General features: G+C 56.5%; 10 protein-coding genes. 6 read left to right on the top strand and 4 right to left on the bottom strand.

The window, feature by feature from the left end:
• Window positions 1-194 precede the first annotated feature (194 nt).
• From H5T67_09475 to H5T67_09485, 3 genes are read left to right on the top strand one after another with little or no spacing between them, the layout of a single operon-like run.
• Window positions 195-968 (top strand): radical SAM protein, encoded by a 774-nt coding sequence (locus H5T67_09475; GenBank protein MBC7245542.1) that lies wholly within the window; start codon window positions 195-197, stop codon window positions 966-968.
• Window positions 969-984: 16 nt separating this feature from the next.
• On the top strand, window positions 985-1,956 hold the full coding sequence (locus tag H5T67_09480; GenBank protein ID MBC7245543.1) for a hypothetical protein: 972 nt from the start codon (window positions 985-987) through the stop codon (window positions 1,954-1,956).
• A 56-nt stretch (window positions 1,957-2,012) separates the two neighbouring features.
• On the top strand, window positions 2,013-3,272 hold the full coding sequence (locus H5T67_09485; GenBank protein MBC7245544.1) for an aspartate aminotransferase family protein: 1,260 nt from the start codon (window positions 2,013-2,015) through the stop codon (window positions 3,270-3,272).
• On the opposite strand, the gene H5T67_09490 is transcribed toward H5T67_09485, so the two are convergent.
• The 4 genes from H5T67_09490 to nfi all read right to left on the bottom strand — a co-directional run bounded on the left by H5T67_09490 (window position 3,238) and on the right by nfi (window position 10,398).
• Window positions 3,238-4,464: a cellulase family glycosylhydrolase gene (locus H5T67_09490; protein ID MBC7245545.1), complete on the bottom strand. Its 1,227-nt coding sequence runs from the start codon at window positions 4,462-4,464 to the stop codon at window positions 3,238-3,240. The genes H5T67_09485 and H5T67_09490 overlap by 35 nt on opposite strands.
• A 104-nt stretch (window positions 4,465-4,568) precedes the next feature.
• Complete coding sequence (locus H5T67_09495; protein MBC7245546.1) at window positions 4,569-8,864, bottom strand: SpoIID/LytB domain-containing protein; 4,296 nt, start codon at window positions 8,862-8,864, stop codon at window positions 4,569-4,571.
• Entirely contained in the window at window positions 8,861-9,634 is a 774-nt protein-coding gene (locus H5T67_09500; GenBank protein MBC7245547.1) for an NAD-dependent deacylase, read from the bottom strand. The genes H5T67_09495 and H5T67_09500 overlap by 4 nt, the downstream gene beginning before the upstream one ends.
• Window positions 9,635-9,696: 62 nt before the next feature.
• Window positions 9,697-10,398, bottom strand: coding sequence for a deoxyribonuclease V (gene nfi / locus H5T67_09505; GenBank protein ID MBC7245548.1), 702 nt, complete (start codon window positions 10,396-10,398; stop codon window positions 9,697-9,699).
• 222 nt (window positions 10,399-10,620) lie between these two features.
• On the opposite strand from nfi, the gene H5T67_09510 reads away from it, so the two are divergent.
• The 3 genes from H5T67_09510 to H5T67_09520 all read left to right on the top strand — a co-directional run bounded on the left by H5T67_09510 (window position 10,621) and on the right by H5T67_09520 (window position 20,919).
• Entirely contained in the window at window positions 10,621-10,854 is a 234-nt protein-coding gene (locus H5T67_09510; GenBank protein ID MBC7245549.1) for a DUF2905 domain-containing protein, read from the top strand.
• A gap of 100 nt (window positions 10,855-10,954) precedes the next feature.
• Window positions 10,955-11,623, top strand: coding sequence for a Crp/Fnr family transcriptional regulator (locus H5T67_09515; protein ID MBC7245550.1), 669 nt, complete (start codon window positions 10,955-10,957; stop codon window positions 11,621-11,623).
• Window positions 11,624-11,937: 314 nt separating this feature from the next.
• On the top strand, window positions 11,938-20,919 hold the full coding sequence (locus H5T67_09520; protein ID MBC7245551.1) for a DUF11 domain-containing protein: 8,982 nt from the start codon (window positions 11,938-11,940) through the stop codon (window positions 20,917-20,919).
• Window positions 20,920-20,932: the final 13 nt, after the last annotated feature.

Consider the following 20,932-nt stretch of genomic DNA (forward strand, 5'->3'; position numbering starts at 1 on the left):
CCATTTGGGGTATACTGGGGATGAGCATATCGCCTTGCTACCACCTATCCTGCTCGACCCAATTAGTACCGACCTGCTGCTCGCTTGTGACAAAGAGGCTGGTAACGATCTATTGGCCACTTACACATAGCATTTGGACAAAGCCCAGCCTTTTGGCTACAATATAAGTGACAACTGGCAGTCCAGGGGGGACCATGCTTCTGCCTTTGCAAGTGGATATTCTCTATGGCCCTGTGAACTCCCGGAGATTGGGCAGGTCTCTGGGGATCAACCTCATGCCCGGAGCGTACAAACTGTGCTCCTTCAACTGCGTTTATTGTCATTATGGCTGGACCAAGGTGCATACCTTGGACGCGAGCCAAGCGCGGCAGGATCTGCCTCTCTTCGATCAGGTTGTGGAGCGCATCGCGATCGCGGCTCGCTCCGCGCTCGATTTCGATTACCTCACCTTCTCCGGCAACGGTGAACCCACCCTTTATCCCCAGTTCGCCGAACTGGTGGACGAGGTGATCCACATTCGCAATATATACCGTCCTGGGGTAAAAATTGCCTTGCTGTCCAACGCCACGGGCTTGGTGCGTCCCGAAGTACGCACCAGCATCCCTAAGATAGACTTTCCCCTCTTTAAATTGGACGCCGGGACAGAGGAGACATTCCGTGTCATTAACCGACCAGCCAAAGGAGTCGACTTTGCGCAGATCGTGGAGCATCTTGTCTCTTTGGAACACATCAACATCCAAACCACGTTGATTGACGGCTCGCCCTCCAACGTTGAGGGAAGAGAGTTGTACGCCTATTTCCAACTCCTTGCACGCATCCGGCCGAAGGAAGCGCATATCTATTCCATTGACCGCCCCGTTCCCCATGCCCAACTGGTGCTCGTTCCGCCGCAGAGGCTGGAAGAGATCGCACGGTGGGGGGAAGAGGAAACGGGGGTGCGCATCAGGGCATTTTATCCGCGACGCTAAGGCAGAAGGAGGCAGAATGACAAAACTGGAAATAGATCTGGACATGTTGCGCGAGTTCGAGCGGGGTCTGGATCCACGCTATCCGGAATGCAGCCGAGTGCCAGCACGCGTCCTGGGGTACGGCGAAATCAGCACGGTCTTTGAGATTCAGGTAGAAGGGATGCGCGGCCTAGCGTTCAAGCGGTTGCCCATCTTTTATACAGAGGGAGAAATGGCCAAGTATCAGGCTGCGTATGAGGAGTATAACCGCCTGCTCGAGGAGATGGGACTGACCCTTCCGCCTCATGGCTACGCTGCTTTCATCACTGACTCAGGACGTCCCATTTTCTACATCGTGCAGAAGCAGTTGCCTTATCCATCCATCGGCAACCGTGCTATCCATGTATTGCCACGCCAGGAGACATTGCTCCTGGTTCGTCGCGTTCTCCAGGAATTATGCAAGGTATGGGAGTTCAACCGACGCCAGGACCGTTGGCAGGTGGGCATTGATGGGCAAATCTCGAACTGGGCGATTGACGGTTTTGACCCCGAGCATCCTCATCTGGAAGAGCAGACCCGCCTCTATTACATGGATACCAGCACGCCTCTCTTTCGCGTCCAGGGGGTGGAACAACTGAATCCAGAGCTGTTCTTGCGCAGTGCTCCTTTCTTCTTGGCTTGGGCGCTGCGCTTGTTGTTCTTACAAGATGTGGTGGATCGCTACTATGACTTTCACCGCGTCGCCGTGGACTTGGTGGCCAATTTCTACAAGGAGCAACGCCCGGATTTGATCCCTGGTGCGGTGGAAGTGGTGAATGAGGTCTTCACGCGGGATGCGGCGCATTTAGGTATTGCGCCTATTTCAGAGAAGGAGGTGCGCGCGTACTATCGCGAGGACGCCTTCATCTGGTCGTTTTATCTCGCTGCGCGCAAAGTGGATCGCTTCCTGCGCACTCGTATCCTGCGCCAGGAATATCCCTATATCCTGCCGGAGAAGATCCAGCGGTGAGATGAGGCTCATAGTAAGCGCTTCAGCGCTAGCATTGCACTTGGAAGGAGGTCATCATGTCGCTCGTTGCTCAAGATATTAAGGAAGCCATCATCAGCAGATTTGCCCGCCACGTTTCCAGTGGCAAGGTGGAGTTCTTCTCCAGGGTAGGCATTGATTTTGTCTTTGGCAAACGCGAAGGCGTTTACGTTTGGGATGTTGACGGGCAAAAGAAGCTGATTGATTGCCACTGCAATGGCGGTGTTTTCAACCTGGGACATCGCAACCCTAGGATCATCGCTGCTCTGCAGCAGGCATTGCAAGAATTGGACATCGGCAATCACCACTTTATTAGCGAGCATCGTGCCTTGCTGGCAGAGCATCTGGCGGCAATGTGTCCTGGCGACCTCAAGCGGGTGGTCTTTGGCGTAGGGGGAGGTGAAGCGATAGATCTAGCGATCAAGCTGGCGCGTGGCTATACTGGCCGGCCAAAGGTGATCTCGGCCCAAGGCGGCTTTCACGGGCATACCGGATTGGCATTGGCTGCAGGCGATGAACAATACCGCAAGCCCTTCGAGCCGTTAGCGCCAGGTTTTATCCAAGTGCCCTTTGGGGATCTGGAAGCTCTCGCAGCTGCTATAGATGCGGAAACGGCTGCGGTCATCTTCGAGACCATCCCAGCGACGCTGGGCATGGTGATCCCACCGGAGGATTTCTTCGCCGGCGTGCGCGAACTGTGCGACCGCTATGGAGCGGTGATGATCATAGACGAAGTGCAGACTGGCCTGGGCCGCTGTGGTGCGGTGTGGGGCATTGACACCTATGGTGTGGTGCCGGACATTCTCGTCACTGCCAAGGGACTTTCAGGTGGCATCTATCCTATGTCTGCTACCATCTACCGCGATCCTCTTGATTCCTTCCTATGCAAGAACCCCTTCATCCATATTTCGACCACAGGCGGTGCAGAGATAGGCTGCTATGCTGCCCTGGAAGTGCTTAACATCCTGCAAGAGCCGGGCTTCCTGGAGCATGTGCGCCAGATGGCAGCGTTCTTCGGCGAGGGCTTGATGGCCCTGAAACAGAGGCATCCAGAGACGCTGGTGGAAGTCCGTCAGCGCGGCATGATGATGGGCTTGAAATGGGCGAACGAGATGTGTGGGCCGTTGATGACTCTCGCTGGGTTCCGCCATGGCTTGTTGACCATCTATGCCAACCACGATCAATCGGTGAGCCAATTCTTGCCTCCGCTGACCATCACGGAAGAGGAAGCACGGCAAGTGCTGGAGATACTGGAGCGCATGGTTATTGAGTTGGAGAAGATGATAGGGACCGCATGACCTGCCACACCGGGTCATTGGCAAAGTAGTCGTACACCCCGCAAAAATACTGGATGTGGCTGCCCATGTCCACGCCGCCATAGGCGTATTGCCAGAGTAGGTATCCATCCACGCCAGCCTCCCGACTCCTCACGATGCTCTGCGCGATGGTTTCAGCACGTTGTTGCAGTATGTCGTTGGATAAGGGGTTACACCCTTCATCCAACCCGCGCATTGTTATCTCGCCGAAGTAGATGGGTTTGCCTAGTTCGTGGGCAATAGCCAACTCCGTCTCTGGCTGGTGATTCACCCCGCAGTGCACACTGATGATGTCGATCGTATCCAAAGCGTGCACGCGGCGAAAAGCCTCTGCCGATGCACTGTCAAACCCTGCGTGCTGCGTGCCCACTGAGACGAGATGGTTCGGGTCTAGCTGTTTGATCTCTTGCGAGGTGGCTTGTGCCCAGCGCACGAATGCATTCCAGCAGCTTTGGTTAGCGTCTTCCGCTGGGCAAGTGGGTTCGTTCATCAATTCCCACATGAGCACCTCTGGCCGATGAGCAAAGCGCGGGACGATGTTGCGGATATGCGGCAGGTCTACTGTCTCAACGAGCCCTTTGAACCACCAACCACTTTTCTGATCAAAAAAGTCTTGCAAAGTGAGTACAAAGCGGATATGGTAGGCTTGCCCCAAATCCAACATGCGCTCCACGCGGTCCAAGTCACACCAGGGTTCAACCCAGACGCGGATGACCTGCACCCCGCTCTCAGCCAGGTGGGCGATGATTTCTTCCACCTTCTCTTCAGGGAAAAATGGCCCGGCCAGATAGGAGACGTTCGTTCCGATGAATGCATACGGCTGGCCATTCAGTTGCAGTTCTTCGCCAACGCGTCGCACAAAGTGATCGGAAGGCTTTCCTTGTGCTCTACCCTGACTTGTGTAGGATGGACTGCGGGCGCTTTGCATCAGCATAGGGGCAGGCATAGATATAGGTGTGGAAGAAAGGTATAGCGGCACAAAGAGATGGAAAGCGGGCGCATCGTGAAGGAATACCGGGAGATAAAGATGGTGTTTTGGCGTTGGTTGCGCCACAGATTCTGCCTTCTGAGCATCTGTCGCGGTCAAATCCACCAATGCCATCAACAGACAAAGCAAGAGGATTCCCATCACCGTGAAGATATGCTTTTCGAGGTTGCGTATCTTGTGCGTCACTATAACCTGCTTCTGCCCAATTATAGGTCAGAGGAGATGAAGCAACAAATTTGAACAAGGAAGAAACAGCTAAAAAGCTGCTCTACGTTTGCTGCTACTCTTGCTCACCATGGCCCTGGGCAGTGCTTCCCCAGGTTTATGGACACTAGCAGCAAGTCGAAGAGGTCCACAATCCCATCGCCATTGATGTCAGCGCGGGGGTCTTTTGGAGGGCTGCTGCGAAAGTTCACGCTGACAATCACTAGGTCGGACAGGTTGACGGTGCAATCGCCGTTGGCGTCCCCGCCATGCAGCAGGGCATTGGGCAGCTCCGTCACTGCTCCGGGCTGGACTACGATGTTGCTGCGCTGGGTTTCCAGGTAGCCAGGCATGCGCAAAATCACGGTATAGGCCCCGGCAGGTAATTCCGCCAGGAGATAGCTGCCGTCTGCCGCTGAGGTCACAGCAGCACCGCCGCTGATGCTCACGCTCACGCCTCCATATGCGATGCGTCCTTGCAGGAGCACCCGCCCACGTATCGCGCCAGGCTCGGAGGGCGAAGTTGGCATGGGGCTGGCGGTTGGGCTTGGCACGGCTGTAGGCGTTGACGTGGGTGTGGGCGTGTCCATCGGCGTGCTAGTCAAGGTGGGAACGGGCGTGGATGTACTGGTAGCAGTCGGGCTTGGCGTCGCCGAAGGGATAGGAGTGGGCGTAGATGTCTTGGTTGGCGCGGGCGTGGGGAGCGTGTAAGCTGGGCTCACGGCCACATTGCCGGCACGGTCAGCGATGCGAAAACGCACTACTGTCCCTCCATCTGTCAGGGTGCTAACAGATACAGTGGCGGTCGTGCCTTCGGTCGCTGTGAGTTGTGCCGCCTGCCATGGCCCCCAATTCACGCCGTCGCCGGAAGTGGCAAATTGAGCGCTGTTAACATGCAATCCGGATAGTTCATCACGAACCTGGGCATAAATCCCATCCCATCCCAGCCATTGCGGTGCTCTGGTATCCAAAATCACAGTGGTGGAGATGACCTCCGAGGCGTTCCCTGCCGCATCCAGATAGCGCGCTTGGACTACCTTCGGCCCATCGCCTGTGGGCAATATCCATTCCACGCTTTGGGCATAAGGAAGGGGTGTCCGGAAGGCGGATATGCGATCCAGATATAGGTCGCACTGTCCAGGGTAGAAAACGCGGAATTCGAGTCCATAGTTGTCGCGGCGATAGTAACTGAAATCGAGGTAGGGCTCCTGGTAGTGATTGCCCAGCAGATCTTCTCCCAGCAAGATCTGGCTGACGTAGGTATTGGCGCCAAAGTCGTCGGTTACATCTAATGTGGCGACGTGCGTCAGGGGGCTGTAGCCATTGGCCCTGAGCCGGAAGTAAACACGATAGCTGCGCCCAGTGGGCAACTCCCGGAAGTAGGGGCCGTACCACCAGCCAGATTGGTCATATCCGGCACGTCCCATCCACGCCCAGCCGTTTCCTGCTGCAGCGTCGCTGACTCTGCTTCCAGTCTGATGGGCTAGTTCCTCTCCTTCCCATTGCCATCCATTGCTGAACAGCATCCAGGCAGCGCCATCGGCCCAGGTCGAGAGGGTGATCGTGGGCGCATTGTGGAAGGAGGGCGCGCTCAAAGTACCGGTGGGCGGCGTATTGTCCACAGTCACGGTCACGGCCTGCTCCGCACGCAGATTTAGGGCAGTGCGCGCTTCTACCTGCAGGCGATGCAACCCGTCCGCCACTGTGGAGGTATTCCATTTCCAGGAAAAGGGTGCAGTGTTGTCGCTAGCGCTTGCTGTGCCATCTACGCAGAATGTGACCTGCGATACTGCAGGGCTGACCGTAGTCAAACAATTGACCACGCCACTGATGCGGGACTCGGCAAGTGGTGCATCAATGCGCACGTTCGGAGGCAATTCATTCATCCGCGCCAGCACGCCTGTGCGGATTGACGCCATGCGTGCATAGGCGTAGCGACCTGGACAAGTGGTTTCGGCCACATCGCGGTGAGCGAAGATATTGGGTAGATCACGGTCAATGAAAAAGCCATGATCAGTCGGATGGACAAAGTGCAGGTTGCCCTTCCAGGCGATCAACTCGATGAGCGAGCGCTCCATTGCTGCAGGCACAGCCACTTCGTCGTAGTTGCCAATGAGCGATACGCCAATGGAACCCCAGGCGTACTGCTTGGCATGTCCACCAACCACGCCTTCCCCACCGTACCTTCCTTCGTAGATGCGTCCCTGCGTATCAATAAGATAGTTGTAACCAATGTCGCCCCACCCACGCGTTACGGCGTGGTAATAGTAGATGGCACGCACGGTGGCAGCGGGGTCGAGATCACTGTTGGACGTGGCTGTGTGATGGATGACGAACTTACGCACCGTGCGGTATTCCGGTGGCCAGGTCATCAGCCGCTCGTCTGCTCCCCATGCGGAACGCGGGATGATAATCGGCCCAGCGGCAGGAGCAATGGCAGCAGCCAGTGCCTGCGCTTGTTCGGCTGTGTTGCCAGGTCGTGAATCAATCAAGACCAACGTGAGCGCGGAAAGTACCGGCCCTGTTCCCACCTGAGTGCTGGCTAGAGTCAAGCGGTATTGCACGTACATGCCGCGTAGGTAGAGCAATTCTCCGTAGGATAGACGCGATTCCTCCCGTTCGGCATCCATGGGTGGTACTACCGTCCAGTTCGACCACGTGCTGCCATCTGCACTGCTGCGCAGGGCAACGGTGATCGCCGTTCCTGTTGGCATTGTGGTATGCCAGAACGAGCCAACAGCCACGAATTCAATAGGTGCCAACTTGACCGTCGAGGTGTAAACGCCCAAGGTGCGGTCGGGTGCAAGTGCCACCTCCCCGTCGCCCTCTCTGGTCAGCACAATATTCTGGAAAGTGCCAGCGGCAAAATCGGATTGCGTAGTCTGAATCCATTGTACCACTTTCGTGCTCGTCAGCCGCGGCATGGCAGTGGGTGTAGGACCTGTTGCCATGCGTACGACAGGCCCGCTGAGCGTACCCGAGGCAGGAAAGTCCACGGGCGAATTGTAGCCATCCTCAAAATGGAAGGCATATTGGTGCTCGCCGACGGGCAACAACGTGCTGTAGCGGTATGTAGCACCGCCAGAGGCGGTTCGCGTGACCGGACTCATGGCGTATGCTTGTCCGTCAATATAGACATATGCTGCAATGGGCTGGTCAGTGCCGATGTACTGCACTTCGTAATGGAACATGGTCGCAGTATCTGCTTGCTCTGGCCAGACGCGACCATCTTTCAAAATATGGGGTGGGAGTGCTGCCACTTGGATATTGGAATAGTAGTGTAATAAGATGTCCGTATAGCTATGCCCGTTTTGTGCCATGGTGCGTGCCCCCTCCTGGCACATGCCCACTCCGTGTCCAAGGGCAGTGGTGGAGCCGCAGGAACAAGCCACGCTGCGACAATAGGGCACGTTGACGCCCCATACATCTATCGCATTGCGCGTTTGTCCGCTACAACGTGCAAAGAAAAAGGAGCGGATGATATTGCCACCGAAAGTGAGGGCTACGTTGCGCGTGCTATCCACAGCGCGGTCTGTGGTTTCATAACGCACAGGGCTCCATACTTGGCAGTGTGTAGTAGTGCACACATCCGCACCCACGTCCGCGTGGCGCGGACCAGCGGCGGCATAGCAGCGTGCAGCCACTGCTTGTGCCTTTAAAGCCTCCATCGGCCAATGGGGTGGCATCTCCTTGGGGAGCACACCCTTGACGTATTCATCTAGAGGCATCACCACGACAGTGCTATCAGGCATCAGCACGCGGATGGTGGATGGCAGCGAAGTCACGCCAGAGGGGAGAAAGCCGCTGATCCGTATTGCTGCCAATTCCTCAGCAGTGAGCTTGGTTTCAACTGGCTGGCGGAGGATGGCATCCAGCGCCACACGCTGCGTCGCCGTAGGTGCAGATAGGACCATAGCGAAATCAACGTTGGTGAATGCATTGCTGCGCACCGTCTGGTAACTCATGGACATGCCGATGTATCCGGCGGCCTGCACGTGGATTTCATAGGTGCCAGGAGCCAGGCGCAACAGATAGCGTCCATCTTCGTCAGTGGTGGTTTGCACCCCACCGACCTTCACCACCGCGCCCTGAATAGGTCGCTTGCTGAGCACATCGGTTACCTGCCCACGGAAGCCTCCTGTCTCGGCATGGACGGTTTGTGCCCTTGCTAGCAAAAGCCAGCAAAGGAGCATCGCAAGCAGGACAAGGGCGATCCTCTTGGAGGCATCCTTTGCAGCGGGATTCTCGGTTCCGGCCTTTCTCGTCACGACTTCGCTCGTTGCAGAAGCAATTCCTGGAATAGCAATTGCTGCTTTAGCGTATTTTCTTTGCTCATCCACCATGATTGCTTTTCTTTCAGAATGGATTTTGCCCAGTTTCAATCTCCTCCTCTGAGGGATTTGACCCTGGCTGTAATCTGCGGCAGAACTACCGCGACATCCTCGTGGATGACCACTGCCGCCCGTGCATCCATATATGTAGGCTGATAATTGACCACGATCAGTTTGGCACCATGCTCTACGGCGCGGCTGGGCAATTCTGCCGCTGGGTAAACTTCCAGTGAAGACCCAGCAACGAGCATGACATCGCACTGCTCCGCCTCCTGCTGTGCTTCAGACAATACATCGAGAGGCAACAATTCGCCAAAGAGCACCACATCAGGCTTTAGAAAACCACCGCAGGAAGGGCAGTGCGGCAGTTCGCCACTGGCGACAAAAGTAGACCACATCTCTGCTGTGGTCATCTGCTTGCGGCAGCGCGTGCAAGTCGCCGTGCGCACACTGCCATGCAATTCTAAGACGCGCTTGGAGCCAGCGCGATGATGCAATTCATCAATGTTCTGCGTGATGACGGCGTAGAGCACGCCCATTTGCTCCAACTTAGCCAGGGCAAAATGAGCTGGGTTCGGCTGCGCCTCCATAATCTGCTTAGCCAATGGGCGGATCCAATCGTAGAAGGCTTGCGGATTGCGCTGGAAAGCATAAATGGAGGCCACTTCCATTGGATCTAGCTGCTCCCACAATCCGGAACCAGGGCTGCGGAAATCAGGAATACCGGAGGGCGTGCTGTGCCCCGCTCCGGTCAGAGCCACCGCATGGTGGCTGGCTGCCAGGACTTCGGCTGCTTGTTGGATCTCTTGTTCATAAGCCATCTTATGCTCCGTGAAGTCAGATCGAGATAAACTCGAGTCTTTGTACCTTCGTGGTCAGCCGGTCAGAAGAGCATGCCTTGCTCAGCGCGTGGCTGAGGCTTTGGCAAGTGCTCTCCGCCTGCCACTCGGTGCGCCCAGCGGATCGGCTCCGGTATGCGGTAGCCCCCGCCGCAGCGCAGGACATATTCTATCGCCGTAGGCAAGTCTACCTTGTGTCCTATAGAAATATAGACGGGGCTGACTCCCTCTTTCGTGCGCAGTGCTACGCCGATTACTTGATCCTGATCCTTGATCTCGCTGTAGTCACCCACTTTCGGGCCTACCATCCCATGATGTCCACACAGCAGCGACTTGGCACAGCCAATGCTGGGTTTGTCAATGACTACTCCTATGTGGCAGGCAATGCCCATGCGTCGCGGGTGGGCCAACCCTTGTCCGTCCACTAGGAAAAGGTCCGGCTCGTTCTGCAAGCGCTCGATAGCAGTCAGGATGGCCGGTGCCTCACGGAAGGCAAGAAGTCCTGGAATATAGGGGAAAGTAAGAGGCAGATCAGCTTCCGCAGCTTCCAGCGGCTGAAGGTCAGGAAAGGTCAGCACCACGATAGCGGCGTGCGCGCGCTCGCCAGTGGTGCTGATGTCCACTCCGGCGACGGTATGCACTGGCCCAACTTCATTGCCGGTCACGACTTTGGTGCGCAAGTTCTGCTGCACAGCGATGGCCTCTGCAGGGGAAAGGTCCCAACGGTGCAGGTTTTGGACGCGCATAATGCCTCCGTGTTGCGTATTGCGTGTGCCGTTTTGCACTTTTTGGCCTAAACATAGTATAATTTATCTGGCAACAGAGGTCAAACGGTGATTCATGCTCCGGCATTGGATTGTGCCCCATTTCGCTTCTCGAAATTTGACCCTCAACGCGATACCCGCTATACTAACCAATGATCAGTCACTAATGACTAATGAACTAGCAGACTAGTGGATTAACGAACGATGATGGACTTGACTGATTTTGGCAAAATGCTGCTGCTGTTCGGCGGGATGATTGTCCTGCTGGGGCTAGTGCTTGTCCTTATGGGGCGTGTGCCGTTTCTGGGTCGCTTGCCTGGCGACATCACATTTCGGCGTGGCAATTTTAGTTGCTATGCACCTATCGTTACTTGTCTCCTGCTCAGTTTGCTGCTGACCATAGTGCTGAATGTGATTATTCGCTTACTAGGTAAGTAAAGAGCCCCCCGTTCTAGATGGGCACATCTGCTCATTTTGTCGCCTGTTACAGGAGCCAGTCTACCATTCAGAAATGAAGGTCCATTGACCGGGTGAGGCGATGGCTGTCAGTGTGCAAACGTTAACCAAGTTGCCCCTTTTCGCTGGTTTAGATGAGGCTGCATTGCGACGCATTGTATCTTATGTCCACGAAATGACGATTTCCCCTGGGCAAGTGATCATCTGGGAAGGTGAGCCGTGCCAAGCGACTCATTTTGTCGTGCAAGGGCTGGTGCGCACGCGACGCATGTCGCCCAATGGCCGCGAGCAGGTGCTGGCGTATCTGGGCCCTGGCGAATGCGTGAACCTGGTTGCCGCCCTCGATGGCAAGCCCAGCCCGGTAACCGTGGATGCCGTTACCGCTGCTACCTTGTATTACATCTCTTGCGCCGATTGCCGTCAGATCTTGAAAGAGTATAGCGAGCTTGCTCATTCCGTCCTGCAGCATTTAGCTGGCGAAGTACGCCGTTTAAGCGATCTGGTTGAATCGTTGGCTCTGCACACGGTGCGCAGCCGTCTGGCGCGTTTCCTGCTTCAGTATGCAGGCGAGGAAACATCATCGCGCCGATGGACGCAGGAAGAAATCGCCACGCACATTGGGACGGTGCGCGAGATGGTAGGACGCACCTTGCGCGACTTTGCGGTAGAAGGACTCATCCGCCGCCAGCGCGGACGAATCGTCATCACAGACCGCGCAGGGCTGGAACGCGAAGCCAGTGGAGAAGGTTAGGCCAACACATTCTTGTTCCTGGGCTGAGGTGGGAGTTTATCCAGAGCATAGCTGTATCATAGCGAGTATCAATACTAATTTGATACCTTGTTGTAACCGAATAGTTACATATATAGGCAAATTTTTCATCTTTTATTCATCTTCATGGTGTATAGTATAAGCGGTTCTGTCCGTCAATAGGGCGTGTGCTCTGATTTGCCCGATTGGGCGTTTCAGTTATAATAATGGTGCTATAATCACCGAATAACTCTGTTTCACCGCGGCTTCAGACGCGGGCCATGCCCAAATGAAGTATAAAAGAATAGGGGGTTACTATGTCTAGTTGTAGCTGGAGACGACTGGGCTTATTGTTGCTGGGCTTTATCATGGGTGTTTTTCTCCTCTTTCTCACCCTTGCGGGCGTGGCTTTCTCGCAGCCTGCACCTGAAGCGGGAATAGCTCGCTCTCTACCTTTTCCGGCGAGCGAGGGTGCTGCCGTGCTATCCGCGACAGGAGCGGAGCAATCACTAGTTGCACGCGCTGAGCAAGGCGAGGTCAGGGCACAGTCACCGGACTTGCAAGTTACCCTCGTTGGTCCGGATCAGATCGAGATCTGCGATACGGTAACTTTCACGGTGTTCATCACGAACACGGCTGCTATTACTGCCACCAATGTCCGCATTACGGACACCATGCCCTCCGGGTTCACCCCCACCAGCCAAAGCGTCAATCTGGGTACACTCCCACCTGGACAGTCTGCCAGCCATGCTTTTGTCTTCGTCGCTTCTTGCACCGCCCCCTCTGGCCAGAACGAGGCTACTGTTACGGATGACCAAGGCGACTATTATGTGCGGCGCAAGGATTTTACCGTACTTCCAGGTGCCATCACGGTGCGCAAAGAGCCCTCCGTCATTTCGGCTAGGGTCGGTGAAGTGGTTACCTGGACCGTTTACGTGGACAATACCGGTTACGGACGCGTATCTAACGTGCGCGTTACGGACACGCTCAGTTCCGGGTTAGCCTATGTTGCCGGCACGCTGACGGCTTCCTATGCCAGCATCCCAGTGGGCGAGTCGCGATCGTTCACTGTCAGCGCCATGGTTGTCGCCTGTTCTGGGCTGGACAATGTGGTAACGGCTACCTGGGGATGTGGTACCAGCACTTGTCAGCAGTTGGGTGCCAAGGCTAGCATAGACTTGCAAACGCGCGAACCGCATCTGGATTTCACTCCCCCTTCCATTACCATTGACTATTGTACGGGCAGTGGCACGTACAACATGCCTGTTAACAACCTAGGTGATGGCACAGCGTATTCCCCAGTCATCGCTGTGGACTTTGCACCGCTGGTAGTGGCTGCTGTTTCTCCTGGTGCGTCGTATAGCAGTGGCGCATTTCATCTCCCAGACATTGCCGGCAACAGCAGTTACCCGCTCACGTTCACTCTGGCTTTGCCAGCAACCCCTTGTGGCATGGGTGGGCAAGGAGCGTCACTGCTTTATCAGCCTATCTATTACGATGACTGCAGCAACGCTCACTACCATCCAATCCGATCAGGGGCGTGGACAATGGCCGGCGCAGTTCCTTCGCTCAGCGTGAGCAAGAGCGGGCCGCACGAAGTGTATGCGACCGAGCAAATTACCTATACGCTTAGCGTGATTTCATCCAATATCACCAGCGAGGTATACATTACGGATGTATTTCAATCCGGTTGTGACTATGTGCTGGTCAATGCCGGCGGGGGTACTGTGGTTACGGATTCCACCCGCATTACCATCACCTGGGTCATGACGCAGAGCCCCTGGACGCGCACGCTTGTTTTCTCCCCGACCGGAGCTTGCCCTGCTCTTTGCGCCTGCTGTGGGCAATCGGTCAATAACACACTGACCGCTTCGGGCAAAGATTGCCAGAATTGCACTGTGAGTGCCTCAGATAGCGCGAGCACCCCTGTACAATGTGAGGAGTTGTTGTCTTCCCACGCCAAAGCAGTTTCGCCGCAGAGTGCAGAGGCATGCACGACTCGCACCTTTACCAACACCTATGTCTTTGCGCCGTCCTATACCGTGGTTCCTTCCTGGCAAGGCATTGTTTTCACGGACACGCTCAGCAATCTCACCTATGTAAATGGCAGTGCTTCCGTCTGGGTCAGCAATGGGGTGCAATCCTGCCCGGCCAACTTTACCGTGAGCAGCACGGCGCCGCTGGTCATCCGCAATATTGCGCCCACCTGTGGCATTACCGTCCCTGGCGCAACCCTGGTCATCGTGTATCAGGCTACGGTGCAGGATAACTTTACCTGTTTGGGTGGTACGTTCTATGACTGGTCGTATCTGAACCTGGGAGTTACGGGCAATTTCTGGTGCGCGCCTTGCGACGATGGCATCTCGGAGGAAGGAGTCTGGGTCGAGGTCGTCGAACCCACGCTCAGTGTGAGCATCAGCGGCGTTCCATCCACCGTTTCATCCTGTGGCGTCTATACTCCGCTCATCACTTTGTCTCGCGGCAGCGTGCCAGCCTACGATGTGCGCCTGCGCTTCCCGACTGCGGACTATGCCGTGATTAACGTACTCGGCTTTGGTGGTGCGACGCCGATCTTTACCACCACGAATGGAATCAGTTACACTTGGCACTATGCCGATGCCTTTACAACCGCGACCACGGCGACGGTGCAATTGCGCGTCCAGCGGCGCTGTAATGCCAGCGGCCCAGTGCAAGCTACTGCGTACTACGACAACCTGTGCGCGGATGACAACATTTATAACGATAGATGTTCTGCCAGCGCCAGCCAGACTCCGCTCGTGCTCGAACCATATCCGATTATGTACAAATTCCCAGAAATCATCTACGCTTCGGACGATGTCGTCACCTGGACTTTGAGCGCCATCAACTCCGGGTCTGGCCCGGCGTACAGCGTCATGCTAACGGATGTGTTGGGCAGTGACCTGCGCTACCTGCGTTCCGCAATTACTTCGAGCTTTGGCTCCGCCGCGGGAGTGACCCCCATCACGTCCAGCCAGCGCATCACTTGGACCAATCTGACCTTCCTGCCTGGTGAGAAGTACATTATTACCCTCACGGCAGAGATCATCGGTTGTAACAACCTGACCAACGCTTTTGCTGGCGTACAGGGCTGTCTGGACCAAGTCTGCCGATCAGGTGGGCCCATATACTCTCGGGTCGAGTTGCCCCGTACGATCCTGGTCAACACGAGCATGGTCAGCACTCCAATGCCCACTTGTGTCACGCGCACTATCACGGCTACTGTGCGCAATGCGGGCTTGCTCAGCGTGTATTCCGCGGCGGTGACGGAAACCCTGCCCAGTGGGTTGCGCTATGTGCCCAATAGCACGCAGTACGTAACAAGCACGGGCACGACGCCGCCGCTGACCGGTTGGGTGAATGGCGGTGAGCCGTCCGGCGCGCCGCTGGGACCTTTGGTCTGGACATACAATGAGATCCCGGCTCTGGCTCGCTTGTACCCGAAACAGACCGTCTGGGTGCGCTTCGATGTCTATGTGGATTGCGATTTCCAGGGCGGGAACCTGACCATCCGCGCCGGTTACCGCGATATCTGCGATACTCCACACGCTACGGCGGCCAGTTATTTCGCGACGGGAGCCGATGCGCCGCAGATGACGGCGCAGAAACAAGGACGCAACGTAACGACCGGTTCAGTCTGGGCGAATACCGTCTATGCGGAGCCAGGCGATACTGTGGCGTGGCGCTTGACGCTGAGCAATGGCAGCCAGACCCCAGCCTTGCAGACCGTCGTTACCGATGTCTTGCCGTCCAATGTGACCTTGAGCGCAGTCAGTCCCTCCCCCGATTATCAGAGTGGGCAGGTCATTACTTGGTATATTGGCTCGCTGTCCAATGGTAGTTGGACGGCGTGGATTACCACTACCGTAGATAACGGCGAGTGCACGGAAAGCGATACGCGCAATGTGATGACGGCGACATGGGGCTGCCCGGAGACCGGCTGCCGCCAGCAGACAACCGCGCAGGCAAATCTGCGCACGAGGCCAAACTTCGATACACCTTCGATCACTACCAGCATCGCTCCGTCCACCTTGCATCAGTGCGATGGAGTCATCACCATTACCCTGACCAACAACGGCCCTCCCGCTTATACTGTGACGCTCACCAATACGTTGCCAACGGGGTATGTGTACAGCACCACGCTGTACGCCAGCACAACCCCAGCCACTTATCCTTCGTATGGAACCACTGTGCCCGTTTGGTCGTGGGGTAGCACGCCGCTGCCTACCGGTGTGACGACGCTCACCTTCAGCGTAGTCAATTCCAGTGCTGTTGGTAACTGCACCATACCGCCCGGTGGGCTCAATACCGTCAGTTTGATCTATGATGATTCTTCTTCCTGCACCACGACCGGTCCTTATACCGCGAGTGGCAGCACCAATATATCTGTAGTCAATCCTGCTTTGACGGTCCGCAAGATCCCCTTGACGAAGGTGGCTTATGCCGGCCAGATCATTACCTGGACCGTTCGTGTGACCAACACAAGCAACACCTATGCTCCTAACATCTTGGTGACGGACACGCTGGCCAACGGATTCACTGGGGTTCAGGCGAGCAATGGTAGTTATCCTGGCGGCAGCAATACGCCAGTCATTGCCGGCAATGTCATCACCTGGACACCAGCCTTCACCCTGGCAGCGAACAGCGCCTGGAGCGCGGTAGTGACAGTTACAGTGCTCCCTACTGGAGAGTACACAGATGGACTGGAGGCTTCTGGTTCCTGTGCCATTGGCTGCATCTATGCCACAACCGGGTACACTTCCTATGTAACGCTGCAGAAAGGCTTTGACAAAGGACCCTCCGTGCAGACAGGCACCATTGGCAGCCTGGCAGTCTTTACCTTCACTGCTCTTTTGGAGGGCGAGGATTCGCTCTATCAGAACGTGACCCTGACGGACACGCTGCCGACAGGGCTGGGCTATGTCTCTTCGGTACTCACCTATACCTACGATGGCGATGGCAACGTGGGTGGACCGACCACTGCCATCTCTACTACGCCAACCATTACGCCAGGTTGGTTGCAGAGCGGCAATGTCGTCTGGCACTTGGGCAATCTGCCCGGCTGGGTGCAACTGGATGGCGTTATCACGGCAACGATCCTGAACATCCCATCCAACTTGAGTGGGGTGCAGCGCACGAATACGCTGGTCATGACCTATGTAGACGCTGGACAAACCTATCGCTACACTGATACAGCGGCGGTGAATATTGTGGAGCCTTCCATCCAGCTCAGCAAGCAAGCCAGTAGTTCGACGGGCGTTCTGACCAATCTGGATGGCAACGCTCTGCTCACCTACACCATTCGGCTGACCAATACTGGCACCTCCACCGCTTATGACGTCGTGGTGACGGACACCATGCCCGCCAGCTTGGTGCCGCAGAGCATTGGCCAAGGTGGCATCAGCAGCACCGTGAACAGCACGACGCGCATCACGTGGACCATCGCCAGCATAGGCGTAACTCCGCCTGCTCCTGCCACTGTGCTCACATACACAGCGCGCCTCATCGGTGCACCGGCAGGCATGACGCTCACCAACAATGTGACGGTAACCTATACCTCGCTGGAGGGCAATCCGCCGCCCTATCAGGAGCGCACCTATACGACGACAACACAACTAGACGTGGGAGCGCGTTCCCTGAGCACGACCAAGGCCGTAACGCCCACCAGCGCTAGTGGCGCTTTGACCACCAAGTTGCGCATCGGAGACTTGGTTACATATACCATCACGAATTATGTTCCACCTGGCCTGGTCGCCTACTGGCCCTGGCAATGGGACAACATGGCTGCTGGGCTGCACTATGTGCCTGGCACCTTCGAGATTGGCGGCTCCCTGCCCGGCTCGTTGGACACCATCCCCAGCCACTACACCAATGTGCCCTACAGCGTCATCCAGGGCAACAACGCTGCCGGCAACAACCCCAATGTGGGCACCTACAAGTTTACCACAGCGCAAGAGGCCATCGAATGGTGGATGAACACCTACACCAACACGACCTCGGTGACACAGACGGTTGTCGTTACTTTCACGGCGCAGTTCACCGGGCGCAACCAGGCCGGGGCAGAGGTCAGCGTAGCCGCAGGCGGAACCGCACGCTCCAACAGCGAGGCGCTTAACTGGGATCTGACGGACAGCGACGCATTCACCGTGACCGGGTCCATCTCGCGGACCGCTTCGGTGTCCTCGTACTTCGGGCGTCCCACGCTCACCATTACCAAAACCACGGAACCGCCCGAAGGGAGCATCGTGGGGGCAGGTACGCTCATCACGTATAACCTGCTGGTGGTGAACAGCACCCAGACACCCGCCTATGACATCGTCATCACGGATGTTTTGCCCAGCGGTGTGGTCTATCAAGGCTATGGCCTGTCCTCCTCGCCTGGTGCAGGGCCGCCATCGGTCGTGATCGCGCCCACGCCAGGTGCCACAGGCGTCATCACCTGGAGTGTGGACATACTGAACGGAACCATCGTCACGCCAACAGGGCCCAAGTCCCTCACCATTACCGTTTCCACGGTAGTGTCGCCAGCCGTGAGCGCAGGCATGGTGCTCACCAACGTTGCCGGCGTGCCCTACTATGACTCACAGCCGGGTACTGGCCCGCAGGTCGGGCTGACGCCTACGCAGCGCATCTTCGTGGATGGCACGGACGACGTGGTGCACTATACTATATCGGACGTGGACATACTCAAGGCGGTGCAGCCCATCACGGCCACCATTGGACAGCACATAGTCTATACCATCACCGTGCCCAGCCCCGCCATTACCGCCACGATGTATAACGTGGTTGTAACCGATGTCGTGGACAGTCGCTTGGCGCCCACCACCGCTGCAGCTTTGGGTGGTGTGGGTGGTGTTGCCGCGGTCAACGGTAACACCGTGACTGCCTCCTGGAACTCGATTGCGCTCAATGCACAAGCCTATTTGGTCTTTACCGCCACAGTGCGCAACTTGGTCACCAATACCGCTGGCACGGTCATTCCTGACGTGTCCACGTTTGCCTGGCAGAACGAACTCGGGCAGACCTTTGGTCCGCGCGACTCGAATACGGTCAACGTTACTGTATTCGAGCCGGATGTGGGCATCGCCAAATCGGTTGAGCCAATTGGCACGCTTGCTCCTGGCAATGTGGTCACGTATACGCTAGCGTTCACCAACTCGGCTGGGGCTTATAGCAGCACCGCTTATGACGTGGTCATCGTGGATATCTTGCCCGTCGGTTTGACCTATGGCGGCGTCTTGCCTGGCACGCCTGCACCAGATAGCGTAGTTGGCACTGGCCCAACCACCATTACATGGACGCTGGCTTCGATGGCGCCAGGCTTAAGCTATACCTATCGCTTTACCGCTACGGTGAATGCGAGCATCGGAACTGGCGTGCGCATTACCAACACCGCCTCCATATGGGGCAGCACGTTGCCAGGTGTCGTGCCGGGCGAACGCGATGGCGACAATGCGCCGACCAATCCGCGCTACCGTGAGGAGAGCAGCGCTGTCTCCTACACGGGCGGCTCTCTGGGCAATTTTGTCTGGTATGACGATGATCGGGACGGCATCCAGGATGTCGGCGAACCAGGCGTTCCCGGCGTGACCGTAACCCTGTACACCAGCCTCGGTGCAGTCGTTGCCGTAACTACAACGGATGCCAATGGCCTCTACCTGTTCGAGTACTTGCCGCCAGATGATTATTACTTGGTCTTCACTTTGCCCAATGGCTATGTCTTCACACTGCAAGATCAGGGCGTTGACGATACTGTGGATAGCGATACGAATCCCGCGACCGGCCAGACCGCCACGACTAATCTTGCTCTTGGCGAGAACGACTGGACGTGGGATGCGGGTATCTATGCGCCAGGTATCATCGGTGATACAGTCTGGTTGGATTACGATGGCGATGGCATACAAGGACCTGGTGAACCTGGATTGGCTGGAGTGGTCATTACCCTCACGAACCAATATGGCCAGGTGTATACCACGACCACTGGCGCAACAGGGACGTATACTTTCTCCAACCTACCTATCAACACGTATTACACCACCACCATTGACGTGAGCAGCTTGCCGCCGGGGACCTGGCTCACTACACCAGGCTCTTTTTCGACGGTGCTGACGACTGGCGCGCCGACAGATTTGACCCATGACTATGGTGTGCGTGGATTGGGTGCTGTAGGTGACTATGTCTGGTTTGACCAGGATGGTGATGGCGTACAAGACGCGGGTGAATGGGGCTTGCCTGGCGTGGTCTTGACGCTGACCAGCAGCTCCGGTCTGGTGGTCACCACCACTACGGATGCCAACGGCAATTACCTCTTTTCCAATCTGCTCATTAGCGACACCTACACGGTAACTGCTTCGCCGGTTCCGGGCTACTTCTTCACGACGCCCAGTTCTCAGAGCACCTTCCTGAGTGTGGATCAGCCGACCGATTACGACCTGGATTTTGGCCTGGACAGCGAACTCGATCCCATCAAGACGCGTCCCCACGGCAATGTCTGCCCAACCTGGACTTTCTGGTATTTCATCTACGTGACCAATACCAGCGAGACGACCTTCCACAACATTGTAGTGACCGACACGTTGCCGGAGGAGGTCGCACCTTACTCGGTGCAGACAGGATTTGGGTATCCGAATGCACCTCAGTATCCAGGAGGGACATTCGATGGGGTTCGCACCGTAACCTGGTTCATACCTTTTCTAGGGCCGGGGAATGCTGTGGCGATGTGGATCAAGGTGCAGACCTATTCTTGGGCTGGAGGGAGGTGCCTGCTCAACCTGGCTTGGGTTGATGCCGATGAAATAGGCATTCCCATCCCATTTTCTGAAGTATTCTGTGTGCCTTACTGTGTGCCTACGCCGACGGCTACCGCTACTCCGACTCCAACACCCACGGTGACGCCTACGCCTACGGCGACGAGCACGGCTACTCCAATGCCGACGCCGACGGAAACGGATACACCTCCGCCGACAGCGACAGAGACGCCCACGCCAACGATGACGTGGACGCCAACGCCGACAGTAACATGGACACCCTCGCCAACGTTCACGGTAAGTCCTACGCCTACGGAGGTGCCCACTGCCACAGCGACATGGACGCCTACACCAACTCCTACGGGGGTGTCCACGCCAACGGAAACGTGGACGCCGACGCCTACCACCACGGCAACGAGAACGCTGTCACCGACACCAACGGCAACATGGATACCATTGCCGACAGAGACGCAGATACCGCCAGCAAGGCTTTATCAGCTCTATCTACCCCTGGTGAAGAGGTACTCGCCTTAGCCTAGGACGGCAG

The organism is Chloroflexota bacterium (assembly GCA_014360905.1).
In the GTDB taxonomy this organism is placed as follows: domain Bacteria; phylum Chloroflexota; class Anaerolineae; order UBA2200; family UBA2200; genus JACIWX01.

Excerpts from the sequence above, each read along its gene's own strand:
- H5T67_09475 (MBC7245542.1), top strand. The coding sequence starts at position 195 with ATGCTTCTGCCTTTGCAAGTGGATATTCTCTATGGCCCTGTGAACTCC.
- H5T67_09480 (MBC7245543.1), top strand. The coding sequence starts at position 985 with ATGACAAAACTGGAAATAGATCTGGACATGTTGCGCGAGTTCGAGCGG.
- H5T67_09485 (MBC7245544.1), top strand. The coding sequence starts at position 2,013 with ATGTCGCTCGTTGCTCAAGATATTAAGGAAGCCATCATCAGCAGATTT.
- H5T67_09500 (MBC7245547.1), bottom strand. The coding sequence starts at position 9,634 with ATGGCTTATGAACAAGAGATCCAACAAGCAGCCGAAGTCCTGGCAGCC.
- nfi (MBC7245548.1), bottom strand. The coding sequence starts at position 10,398 with ATGCGCGTCCAAAACCTGCACCGTTGGGACCTTTCCCCTGCAGAGGCC.
- H5T67_09510 (MBC7245549.1), top strand. The coding sequence starts at position 10,621 with ATGATGGACTTGACTGATTTTGGCAAAATGCTGCTGCTGTTCGGCGGG.
- H5T67_09515 (MBC7245550.1), top strand. The coding sequence starts at position 10,955 with ATGGCTGTCAGTGTGCAAACGTTAACCAAGTTGCCCCTTTTCGCTGGT.
- H5T67_09520 (MBC7245551.1), top strand. The coding sequence starts at position 11,938 with ATGTCTAGTTGTAGCTGGAGACGACTGGGCTTATTGTTGCTGGGCTTT.